We start from the raw sequence: 11,606 nt of genomic DNA, 5'->3' as shown, positions 1-11,606 counted from the left end.
GATTTTCGGTATCATAGGGTTAGGTTAGCTTGTTGCTACGCAAACTTGGCAAATGCTTAAGAAGTAAGTTGGCTATTCAAGCTCTAGAGAGGGGTAATGCTGTGAGTTGTATTTTTTGCAAAATAGTTGAAGGATCCATTCCTTCCACCAAGGTTTACGAGAATGAGCATGTGCTGGCGTTTCGTGATATTCAGCCTGCTGCACCTGTACATGTATTAATTATCCCCAAGAAGCATATCGCAACCATGAATGATGTGGGGCCAGGAGACTGGGGCTTGCTTGGTGATGTGCATGAGGCAGCCCAGCATATTGCTAGGCAGGAAGGTGTGGCGGAGAGTGGCTACAGGCTTGTTAATAACTGTGGAAGTGACGGTGGACAGGTAGTATTCCACATTCATTATCACTTACTTGGTGGCGAAAAGCTGGGTGCGCTCAACGTAAAATAAATATTTCCGCTTCTAGGTTGACCTTAGTATCTGTTTGCAATATAATTGTAGTTGATAAACTGCTTTTTTTCGTCTTGGACGGTCTGTTCGGAGGGAGGGAAAACTGGTGTCAGAAACTCGAGTTCGCAAAAATGAAACTATAGATGCTGCACTTCGCCGCTTTAAGCGCACCATCGCAAAGGATGGCGTGTTAGCGGAGGTTAAAAAACGCAAGCATTATGAAAAACCAAGCGTTAAGCGTAAGTTAAAGTCTGAGGCTGCTCGTAAGAGAAAGTTCTAGGAGGCTTAACTACACGATGAGCTTAAACGAAAGACTGAATGAAGATATGAAACTAGCGATGAAGAGCCAGGCCAAGTTTAAACTCTCCGTAATCCGTATGGTTCGTGCAGCTATTAAGAATCTAGAAATAGAGCAGCGTAAACCCTTAGATGACCAAGAAGTACTTGACGTTCTCAGTCGCGAAATTAAACAGCGCAGAGATTCCCTCCAGGAATTTGAAAAGGCCGGTCGTGATGACCTGGCCGAAGCCGTAAAGGCAGAAATTGCAATCTTGATCGAGTACTTACCGCAGCAGCTTACTGAAGAAGAAGTGAAATCCATTGTACAGCAGACCATCCAAGAAGTGGGTGCCTCTTCTAAAGCGGATATGGGAAAAGTCATGAGTGCATTAATGCCAAAGGTCAAAGGACGTGCCGATGGCAAAGTTGTTAATCAGGCCGTTCAACAGCTATTAACCTAGCAGTAAGAAGACACTCCCTAACCGGAGTGTTTTTTTGCATGTTTGAATGGAAGACCAATTGCTTTAATTAGGTATCATAAACGGATAACGACTCATTTTGTGATTTTAGGAGGTAAAAGCATGATGGTACCTGTTCAACATGGCTTTTTTTACGTAAGATGGCTGCTGCTGGTGGTGCTGCTACAAATTTTGCTGACTCCCTTTAACTTATTTTATGCTACAACCTACGCGTTCGCGCTTAAATCCATGGAAACGGTTAACGAGCCCACATTATTAGAAAATACGGCGCGCTTTATAAGCCAGCGATGGGTGGGGGTGGTGTTATTGGCAATGCTTATAGGGGGCCTCCTAGTCCGTTTTGCTTTAAGAAGCAACAGGTGGAAATTATCCTTAGATAATCAGGATACGGACTCTGGCTATCAGCAAGGCTATGAATCGATCCCGCAACGCACGGATCTGCTGGGGCAATCCGGCTTAGCAATAACGCCACTAAGACCCTCAGGAACAATCCAGGTGGCCGATGAATGGGTGCATGTCGTTACGTATGGAGAATTTATCGCTATTAATAAGCAAGTAGTTATCGTGGAGGTAGAAGGTTCACGCATTATTGTGCGGGAAGCAGATGAAAGGGTACATTAGCTTCTTTCAGATTGCGCTGATGTAATTAATGAGAAGAATTATTAAATATATTAAATATATAATCGATCGATATATTGCCAAATGAAAACGCCCCCATCTAATCGCCGAACCTGCCTAACTGGCAAGGTGTTGGCGTTTTTGTTTTTCTAGAAAATGGAGTGAGCCGCAGTTGGGCTTAATGTTCCTGCATGCAATTTTTTGTGGGGGTCTCATAAAGTACGTCAATCGGGCATATGTTGTAAACAGTCTGGTAATGGCTTTAGAACGTTTGGGGAGGGAAAGGCATGCGAGCGTTGACTCGGACGATTAACAAATTGACTGCCAAGCTGCTGGACCTTCCACAAGATATAACTTCAGATTTGCCTAGGCTGACCATGATCGGGAATGTTCAGCTTTATATTGAAAACCATCGTGGCGTGCTGCATTTTTCAAGTGAGCTGCTTGGGCTGGCTTTATCCAAAGGAAGGCTAGAGGTTCATGGGAAGCAGCTCGTAATCCGTGCCATTTTGTCTGAGGAAGTGTTCATTGAAGGAGTTATTGATGAGCTCAAATATATTCCGTAAAGGGGTGCTGAATTGAAATCATCCATTCTATCATCGTTGCGCGGATATGTCATAGTCGAAGTGAGAGGACAACGCATCGAACAGCTCATCAATCGGATTGTAGAGCGGCGGATGTCTATTTGGGATATTCAAATCCATGAAGCACGTGCACAGCTGTGCATATCCCTTCGTGATTTTTTCTTGCTTCGCCCGCTTTTAAAAGAGACAGGCTCCCGTATCCATGTCCTGCAAAGATATGGGCTGCCCTTTACTTTGAATAAAGTGGAAAAAAGAAAATTGTTTGTTGCGGGCTTCATTGGGTTTATTATCGGACTTTATTTGCTGTCGTCACTAGTTTGGCAGGTGCGGGTAGAGGGCAATGAATCGATAAGCACCACAGATATTTTACAGACAGCCAAGCAGGAGGGCATCTATAAGATGCAATGGAAATTCCGCTTGAAGGATACAGATGTGCTCTCCAAAAGCTTGCAAAATAAGCTGCCCGGCACAGCTTGGGTTGGCGTGGAGGTACAAGGTACCCAGATCGTTATCAAAGTGGTTGAAGCCACAATACCGGATGTGCCCCCACTGTTAAATCCACGGAATTTGGTTGCCACGAAAAGTGCATTGATCACTTCCATTTATGCTGAAAAAGGACGACCTGTTGTTAAACCCAATACCTATGTAAAAAAAGGGGATATCCTGATCTCAGGTATTTTGGGAGATGAGTTGAACCGGCAAACGGTCGTGGCCATGGGCAAGGTTAAAGGCATTGTATGGTACACCCCATCCATTGAGGTGCCACTTTTGCGGCAATTGAAAATATATACAGGTGCTGTCGTCAACCGCTCCTATTTGGTTATGGGTAGCCGTGCTCTACAATTAAGCGGCTATGGGGAATTGCCCTTTGAACATTATGAAACATTGCCAGAGCGCAAGAGCCTGCACTGGCGTGATTACACGCTGCCTTTAGGGTGGCTGCAAGAAAAAGTGATGGAGATCCAATTGCTAGAACAGCCCTTGGAGCTTCAGGAGGCCCGCAGCCTCGGTATGGAGCGGGCTAAGCAGGAAATTATCACGGCAGCAGGCAATGAAGCACGAGTCGTAAATGAAAAAATTTTGCATGAAAAGACGGACAATGGTAAAGTTTATATGGAAGTGCATTTAGAAGTGGAAGAATCCATTGTTGGTGAGCAAGCTATCATACCATAACGCATTCGCTTGAAGGAGAAGAGGCCTGTTGACGGATCAAGGACGTTTCATCAAAGTAGCTTTGAAAAATACGGCTGAAAGACTTGCTTTATTCGGGCCGCAGGATAAGTTTTTACAGATGATTGAACAGCAGACGGATGCCACCATCCAATCTCGTGGAGAAGAGATCGTTATTCAAGGCCAAGGCAGCGAGATGGATTCACTTGAACAGCTGTTTGATGTGCTCTTGCAGCTTGTACGCAACAATTATATCTTAACGGAGCGCGACATTAAGTATGCATTAGAGCTCGCGAAGAACATGAAGGCAGACCAACTGTTGGATTTGTTCAAAGGCGATATCGCGACTACGCATAAGGGCAAGCCTATAAGGGTAAAAACAATCGGACAAAAGCAATATGTGTCCACTATTAAGAAATTAGATATCGTATTTGGTATTGGTCCAGCTGGTACAGGCAAGACGTATTTGGCAGTTGTCCTAGCGGTAACCGCACTCAAGGAAGGCAAAGTAAAGCGCATTGTGCTGACGAGGCCTGCCGTTGAAGCGGGGGAAAGCTTAGGCTTCTTGCCTGGCGACTTACAGGAAAAGGTTGACCCTTACTTACGCCCATTGTATGATGCACTTAACGATGTCTTGGGACCGGAGCAGGTACTGAAGTCATTGGAAAGAGGCTTGATCGAAATTGCTCCGCTTGCTTATATGCGTGGTCGGACCTTGGACGATTCCTTTATTATTTTGGATGAGGCGCAGAATACGACACCCGAACAAATGAAAATGTTTTTAACCCGGCTTGGCTTTGGTTCGAAAATGGTTATTACCGGCGATGTCACGCAGATTGATCTGCCTCGTGGTAAGTCATCCGGACTTATCGAGGTGCAGCGCATTTTGAATGGAATTGAAGAAATCGGCTTTATTGAATTTTCCGAAGCGGATGTAGTTAGGCATAGTTTGGTACAAAAGATAATTATCGCTTATAATGGACAGAACGAGACCAAATAAATGCAGCTTAGGGGAAACGGCAGGCTGATAGATGAAACAGTCAGTCGAAACCCTTGCAGCTCTTTGGCAAAGAAGATGCGTATAGAAAGGGCTGACCTTTCGCGATGAACAATAAGGCTTTGTTTCAAAAGAAAATTCAATCCCAGTTTTCTGGATGGAAATATAGCGCCCTCGTGCGCTTTCTTCTGTTTGTAATCCTTACTGCAGTCTTTTATTTGGCTTTAACGAATAGGATGATCCCGCAAACCTATGATATCCAGGTAGGCACGACCGCGGAGAAGAATATACTAGCGCCTCGAGCGATAGAAAATGCGATAGCTACCGAAAAGGCTAAAGAAGAAGCAGCTCAGCATGTGCAGCCTGTATATCGGATTGTATCGCTAAAGAATGAGCAGCTCATTGAGGCCATGTTTGAAAAGCTGCAGCAAATTAATGCCGATTCCGAAGTAACACTAGGCGACAAGGTTAATATTTTTAAATCAGTTTTTCCAAATTTGGCCCAAGACCATATAGATAAACAAATTCAAGGCTACACAGCAAGCGGCCAGTATAATGAGCCCTTGCTGCTAGAGATTCGCAAAAAAGTTTCGGAGCAGCAATACCGGATACCTGAAGAAACGTTTTATAAAATGCCTAGGCTGGCTAAGGAAGATTTGACCTTGATGGAGCCGGTATCCAAAGAAATCGTCACGAAGCTGATGAACGATCAAATATTGGATGCCCAAACCGTACGTGCCAAGGTTGCCGAGCTCGTGAATAGCTCCACCTTAACCAAAAGCATTGCCCGGGAGATGGTTCAGGAGATCGTCCGGGCTGCGGTAACGCCTAACAAATTTTTGGATCAAAAAGGTACGGAAACTGCCAAAGGGCAAGCCCGCGACAACGTGAAGCCAGTCTTCATTAATAAAAACGATGTGCTTGTTAATAAAGGTGATCCCATCACGGAAGAAATCTATCAAAGGCTTAGCGGCCTTGATATGCTGCAGGATGAATCTAGCTTTTTACCACGGATTGGACTCATTATTCTGGTATTGCTGTTCACCTTAGGCGTAGTGATGTTTGTTAGACGCAGCGCATTGCCGATCAAAAGCAATAATGCCCAACTGCTCATGCTGGTGCTTATCATTATTATGAATATTTTAGGTATGAAGCTGTTCTCGCTTGTGCAGAATTTAGATTATCCGTATATTGGTCTTCTTGCACCCGCGGCGATGGGAGCCATGCTTGTTGCTATTCTATTAGATGCCAATTTAGCCTTTTTTTCCGCGGTATTGTTTAGCGTGATGGCTAGCATGATCTTTAACACCGACCATCTACAGTCCTTTGATTTTCGTTATGGTCTGGTCACGTTGGTTACTTCGTTTGCAGCCATTTTCTCCATCCAGCGGGCGAGCCAGCGCTCCTCAATCTTGAAAGCGGGAATGGCTGTTGCCTTAATGGGAATGCTGCTTCTCGGGTCGCTGCTGCTTATTGACGACCATGAAAGCAAGCGTAATATGTTGTTCGCGCTTTCCTTTATTGTGGGCAGCGGCTTGCTAACCGCCGTGTTCGTTATTGGCCTTTTGCCATTCTTCGAAGCTGCATTTGGTATCCTATCGCCATTAAAGCTTGTTGAGCTGTCCAACCCGAACCATCCTTTGCTGCGCAAGTTGCTAACGGAAACACCGGGAACCTACCACCACAGTATTATGGTTGGGAATTTGGCAGAGACAGCGGCAGAGGCGATTGGTGCGGATGGTCTGCTATGCAGGGTGGGCGCTTATTACCATGACATTGGCAAAACGAAGCGTCCAGCCTATTTTATCGAAAACCAGACGAATATCGAGAATCCGCATGACAAGATGGATCCTGCCCTTAGCAAATCTATCATTGTTGCCCATGCGAGAGATGGCGTTGAGCTGCTGAAAGAGCATCATATTCCCAAACCAATCCGCGATATTGCCGAGCAGCACCATGGGACGACATTGCTGCAATTTTTTTACTACAAAGCGAAGAAAATCGCGGAGGCGGCAAATGATCCGAATCCTGTAGAGGAGCTTGACTATCGGTATCCAGGTCCCATGGCACAGTCCAAGGAAGCGGCGATTGTAGGGATTGCCGATTGTGTCGAGGCGGCTGTCCGCTCACTGCGCAGCCCAAACCTGGAGCAGATTGATTCGATGGTTCGTAAAATTATTAAAGGGCGGCTGGATGATGGGCAGTTTAATGAATGCGACCTGACCACCAAGGAGCTTGACCAAATCGCCAAAACCTTAAATGAAACTCTGCTTGGAATTTTTCATTCCCGAATTGAATATCCGCCTACGAGTTTATCCACAGAGAACCAATCGGCAGTGGTAACCAAATAGGCATAAAGGAGGTAAACCATGGCTTTGCGTCTTGAATGGAACAATGAACAAACCCAATTAGCAATTTCACCCGAATTCGTACAGAGGCTTGAACTATTACTAAAGCTTGCTGGAGAAGCGGAGCAGGTAACAGAAGGTGAGGTCGCCTTAACCTTTGTCGACGATAAGGAGATTCAACGGTTGAACCGTGAATACCGTGGGCTTGATAAGCCTACGGATGTGTTATCCTTTGCCATGCAGGATATTGGTGAGGACGAGATGGAAATCTTCTACATCAATGAAGAAGAAGAGGAAGAAGCAGACGATTTCATGAACGAGGATGATCTTAAGGATTTGGATCGTCTGGATCAATCGCCAGGATCTGATTCTGCTCTTGACGAGGGGTTAGAAGCAGAGGAGGGGGATTACGGGGATGAAGAAGGAATGGAAGCGACCTTTGATGAACCATTAGGCGATATTATTATATCCGTGCCGCGAGCGATTGAGCAAAGTGTCGATTATGGGCATTCTGTAGAGCGTGAGCTGGGATTTCTGTTCGTGCATGGCTTTCTGCATTTGATCGGATATGACCACGATAATGAGGCTGCCGAGAAAGAAATGTTCGCTAAGCAGGAGCGAATTTTAGAGCAAGCCGGCTTAATGAGATGAGCTCAATGCTGAAGTGGCGCAGAAGCTTTCGGTATGCGTATGAAGGAGTGAAGTATGCTCTTTCCACACAGCGTAATATGAAATTTCATTTTTTTGCCGCTTTTATTGTCATGCTGCTCGCTCTGTATCTGCGCTTGCCCAAGCTGGAAATATTGTTTATTTTACTGGCTGTAACCTTGATGATCGTTACGGAGCTGATCAACACGGCGATTGAAAAAACTGTAGATCTCGCCATGCCAGATCATCATCCCCTAGCTAAAATAGCGAAGGATGTGGCCGCAGCCTCCGTTTTGGTGTCTGCGGTTTTTGCCGCTGTGGTCGGCATGGTTGTATTTTATGAGCCTGTTGACCAATTGTTCCGAAATGTAAGGACATCTGGCGGGATGGCTTTTTCAGCAGCTACCTTATGGATATTAATAAGTTTAGTTGCACTGGCGACCATTGTGCTGGATACTCGCTTCTCCAGCAAGGACAGCAGGTACCGACTGTCTTTATTATCTGCAATTGCATTTGCCATTGCTACCTGTATTGCCTTTTATTCCAGCATTACCTATGTGGTGTTGTTGGCTTACTTCTTGGCATTTTTGGTTATGCTGGTGCTTTATGATAAACGAAGCCGCTCCTTGGCTTCGCTTATCCTGGGTGGCTTGGTTGGCACCTGTATAACTTTCGCTATTTATTATGTAATAAACTAGGAAGGGATGAGCGGATGGACAAACAGCAATTGATCCAACTAGCCATGGAAGCTAGGGAAAAGGCTTATGTGCCTTATTCGCATTTCAAAGTGGGCAGTGCTTTACTGGATGCAGACGGGCATGTGCACCAAGGCTGCAATGTGGAAAATGCCGCTTACAGCCCGACGAATTGTGCAGAGCGTACAGCGCTGTTTCGCGCGATTGCTGATGGAAAAGCGCCTAATACCTTTGTAGCGATTGCTGTCGTGGGCGATACGCCCCATCCCATTTCACCCTGCGGGGTATGCCGCCAGGTGCTAATGGAGCTATGTGCTCCTGATATGCCCGTTTATATGGCAAATTTACAAGGCGACATGATTGAAATGACAGTGGCCGAGCTGCTTCCTGGTGCTTTTACCCAAAACGATCTAAATGGAGGAACAACCTAATAATGACAGCATCTACCCCTAAAAAAGCATTTAAATCCGGCTTTGTCGCCATAATTGGCCGCCCGAACGTGGGTAAATCTACTTTGATGAACCAGGTCATAGGGCAAAAAATTGCTATTATGTCCGACAAACCGCAAACCACACGCAACAAAATTCACGGCGTTTATACAACCGACGATATGCAAATTGTATTTCTTGATACGCCGGGTATCCACAAGCCGCAATCAAAGCTAGGCGATTATATGATGAAAACAGCAGAGAGCTCTTTGCGCGAGGTTGATGCGGTATTGCTGCTAATCGATGTTGTCGAAGGAATTGGCGGCGGCGACCGCTTTATTATTGAGAACCTCAAGAAGGTAACGAAGCCAGTAATTTTGGTTATGAACAAAATTGACCAAGTACAGCCGGAGGAGCTATTGCCAACGATTGTGAAGTACAAGGATTTGTATGATTTTGCAGAAATCATTCCGGTATCGGCGAAAAATGGCAATAATGTAAACACGCTTCTGGAACAGATTGGTAAATATTTAGTGCCAGGGCCGCAATATTATCCTACTGACCAAGTGACTGACCACCCGGAGCAATTTGTTTGCGCAGAGCTGATCCGCGAGAAGATTTTGCATTTGACCCGCGAAGAAATCCCCCATTCTATTGCTGTCGGCATTGAAGACATGAAGGTAGAGGACAATGGAGTGGTGCATATATCGGCGGTAATTTATGTGGAGCGGGATTCGCAAAAAGGGATTATTATCGGAAAAAAAGGTGCTTTGTTAAAAGAAATCGGGCAAAAAGCGCGTTACGATATAGAGGCCCTGCTGGGCTCCAAAACTTTTCTTGAGCTTTGGGTCAAAGTGAAAAAGGACTGGCGGAACCAGGATCGGGTTTTGCGTGACTTAGGCTTCCGCAACGATTAAGAAACAATTTTATCAGGTATCGGCAACAGTGGGTTGGTCCTTAGTTTCCAATCGACTGTGGCAGTTATTGCAACACATAATTATTCATGCTTCTCCCCATCCTAAACGTTGTTGGCTTATGGAGAGGGGATGCAGTATGAGAGATTTTTCATGGCAGTATTTTTCATTAACAGGCGATGTCGATGCTTATTTGCTTTATAAAGAGATCAATATGGACTCCGTTTCGGATGAAACAGACGAGGACTTGAATGACGAGTCCGAGGATACGTTACAATAGCGTTAATGTGGGGCATGGGGGAAACCGGCGATGCAGTATCAGGTACAAGGAATCGTCATTCGCAGTATGGATTATGGGGAAGGTAATAAAATTATTACGATATTTTCCCGTGAAATGGGCAAAATCGCCGTTATAGTAAGAGGTGCCAAGAAATTAAAAAGTCGTTATGGCTCGGTTTCCCAATTATTCACTTCGGGTCAATATTTGTTTTTTCGCTCCGGGCAGCTGGGCACTTTGAAACATGCGGAAATTGTGGATTCGCACCATGCTATCCGCGAAGATTTGCATCTTTCTGCTTATGCTTCCTATATGGCGGAATTAACGGACCGGATGCTGGCTGACCAAGAGGCGAATCCTTATCTCTTCGACCAGCTGAATGCCGCAATGAAAGGCCTTATTGAGCATAAAGATATGCAGATTATTTCTTTCATATATGAAATGAAAATTTGGACACATGCTGGCTATCTGCCGGAGCTGGAAGTTTGTGTAGCCTGTCGGAGGGAAGATAATGAGATGGCTTTCAGCGCGGCGCTGGGTGGGATGCTGTGTGGAAGCTGCCGCTTTAAAGACCTTAAAGCCCTTATTCTTTCGTCAGGAACACTCAAATTAATTCGTTTATTTGCTCGAATGGATATTACGAGGCTTGGCCAGATTGATGTAAAACCAGAAACCAAGACCAGCTTGAAAAACTTAATGCGTTCTTATTTTGATGCACAAATCGGCGTCCCATTGAAATCACGTAACTTTCTGGACCAGATGGATAAATATGGAATTTGACATTTTTATTTAGTTTTGATAATATAATATATTACATTAAAATATACCTCGTCATAAGTCTCGCACAGGCTTGTGGGGAGTTCTTTTTTTGAAAAGAAAGGAAGCTGTAGCCTATGGTCGAAAAAGCGATTCCGATTATTTATGTAGCATCCGATTCAGCAGGGGATACGGGCGAAGCCGTAGTCCATGCAGCAGCTGTCCAATTTTATCCTCATCTGGTAGACGTTCATATCACGTCATTTCTTGAAGATCACGAGGGTATTGATAAATTGATTCAAATGGCCAAGGCTCAGGACGGTATTATCGTATTCACACTGGTAATCCCGGAGCTTCGTGATTATTTAATCCAACAGGCGATTCTTCACCAACTCGTGCATATTGATTTACTCGGTCCTATCTTAAGTGGCTTAGAGCAAAAAATGCAGCAGCCTTCTAGGCATCAGCCCGGTATGATCCATCTGCTTGATGAAGGGTACTTCAAAAAAGTAGAAGCGGTAGAGTTTGCTGTGAAATATGATGACGGCCGGGATTATAATGGGGTACTGCAGGCCGATATTGTATTGGTGGGAGTATCAAGGACTTCTAAAACTCCCTTATCGATGTACCTTGCCCACAAAAAGTTCAAGGTTGCAAATGTCCCGCTTGTGCCTGAAATCCAGCCACCAGAGCAACTATTTACGGTTTCCAATAAAAAAATTATTGGGCTCCGCATTGATCCCGATAAACTCAATATGATCCGTACAGAGCGTTTGAAAATGCTGGGGTTGCCGCGGACAGCGACATATGCCAATGTAGAGCGAATCAATGTGGAGCTTGAATACGCAGACCGTATTATGAAACGCATTGGCTGTACCGTGATCGATGTATCAAATAAAGCGGTGGAAGAAACTGCGGGCTTAATTATGGAATGGTACCGCAACCGATAACACAGACAATGCTTTTC

15 protein-coding genes are annotated in these 11,606 nt (G+C 45.0%); all 15 read left to right on the top strand.

Annotated elements, in window-relative coordinates:
• The first annotated feature begins 101 nt into the window (after positions 1–101).
• The 15 genes from G9U52_RS13965 (at position 102) to G9U52_RS13895 (ending at position 11,589) form a co-directional block, all read left to right on the top strand.
• Positions 102–446: a histidine triad nucleotide-binding protein gene (locus G9U52_RS13965; RefSeq protein ID WP_166150421.1), complete on the top strand. Its 345-nt coding sequence runs from the start codon at positions 102–104 to the stop codon at positions 444–446.
• Positions 447–552: 106 nt separating this feature from the next.
• Positions 553–726, top strand: coding sequence for a 30S ribosomal protein S21 (gene rpsU, locus G9U52_RS13960; protein WP_076230116.1), 174 nt, complete (start codon positions 553–555; stop codon positions 724–726).
• Positions 727–742: 16 nt separating this feature from the next.
• Positions 743–1,186, top strand: a complete 444-nt coding sequence (locus tag G9U52_RS13955) for a GatB/YqeY domain-containing protein (protein ID WP_166150419.1) — start codon at positions 743–745, stop codon at positions 1,184–1,186.
• A 120-nt stretch (positions 1,187–1,306) separates the two neighbouring features.
• Positions 1,307–1,825, top strand: a complete 519-nt coding sequence (locus G9U52_RS13950) for an NfeD family protein (protein ID WP_166150417.1) — start codon at positions 1,307–1,309, stop codon at positions 1,823–1,825.
• A 284-nt stretch (positions 1,826–2,109) separates the two neighbouring features.
• Complete coding sequence (gene yqfC, locus G9U52_RS13945) at positions 2,110–2,388, top strand: sporulation protein YqfC (protein ID WP_166150415.1); 279 nt, start codon at positions 2,110–2,112, stop codon at positions 2,386–2,388.
• Between the two features lie 12 nt (positions 2,389–2,400).
• The gene (gene yqfD, locus G9U52_RS13940) at positions 2,401–3,579 is read left to right on the top strand and encodes a sporulation protein YqfD (protein WP_166150413.1); all 1,179 of its coding nucleotides are present in this window, start codon (positions 2,401–2,403) and stop codon (positions 3,577–3,579) included.
• Positions 3,580–3,607: 28 nt separating this feature from the next.
• Positions 3,608–4,576 carry a PhoH family protein gene (locus tag G9U52_RS13935; RefSeq protein WP_166150411.1) on the top strand — a complete coding sequence of 323 codons (969 nt, stop codon included), beginning with the start codon at positions 3,608–3,610 and terminating at the stop codon, positions 4,574–4,576.
• Between the two features lie 104 nt (positions 4,577–4,680).
• A complete protein-coding gene (locus tag G9U52_RS13930; protein ID WP_166150409.1) occupies positions 4,681–6,924 on the top strand; it encodes an HD family phosphohydrolase in 2,244 nt (747 codons plus the stop codon).
• 18 nt (positions 6,925–6,942) lie between these two features.
• Positions 6,943–7,572, top strand: a complete 630-nt coding sequence (gene ybeY / locus G9U52_RS13925) for an rRNA maturation RNase YbeY (RefSeq protein ID WP_166150407.1) — start codon at positions 6,943–6,945, stop codon at positions 7,570–7,572.
• Positions 7,573–7,577: 5 nt separating this feature from the next.
• Entirely contained in the window at positions 7,578–8,267 is a 690-nt protein-coding gene (locus G9U52_RS13920) for a diacylglycerol kinase (RefSeq protein WP_243767321.1), read from the top strand.
• A 14-nt stretch (positions 8,268–8,281) separates the two neighbouring features.
• Complete coding sequence (locus tag G9U52_RS13915; protein WP_166150403.1) at positions 8,282–8,695, top strand: cytidine deaminase; 414 nt, start codon at positions 8,282–8,284, stop codon at positions 8,693–8,695.
• Positions 8,696–8,697: 2 nt separating this feature from the next.
• Complete coding sequence (gene era, locus G9U52_RS13910) at positions 8,698–9,609, top strand: GTPase Era (protein ID WP_166150401.1); 912 nt, start codon at positions 8,698–8,700, stop codon at positions 9,607–9,609.
• Positions 9,610–9,745: 136 nt separating this feature from the next.
• A complete protein-coding gene (locus tag G9U52_RS13905) occupies positions 9,746–9,886 on the top strand; it encodes a YqzL family protein (RefSeq protein WP_166150399.1) in 141 nt (46 codons plus the stop codon).
• Positions 9,887–9,916: 30 nt separating this feature from the next.
• Positions 9,917–10,663 (top strand): DNA repair protein RecO, encoded by a 747-nt coding sequence (gene recO / locus G9U52_RS13900; RefSeq protein ID WP_166150397.1) that lies wholly within the window; start codon positions 9,917–9,919, stop codon positions 10,661–10,663.
• A gap of 113 nt (positions 10,664–10,776) precedes the next feature.
• On the top strand, positions 10,777–11,589 hold the full coding sequence (locus G9U52_RS13895) for a pyruvate, water dikinase regulatory protein (RefSeq protein WP_166150395.1): 813 nt from the start codon (positions 10,777–10,779) through the stop codon (positions 11,587–11,589).
• The last annotated feature ends 17 nt before the right edge of the window (positions 11,590–11,606 follow it).

The sequence above is a fragment of the Paenibacillus agricola genome (assembly GCF_011440305.1).
Classification (GTDB): domain Bacteria; phylum Bacillota; class Bacilli; order Paenibacillales; family NBRC-103111; genus Paenibacillus_S; species Paenibacillus_S agricola.
Note: the sequence above shows the minus strand (reverse complement) of the source record. Positions and strands in the feature narration are given on the sequence as shown.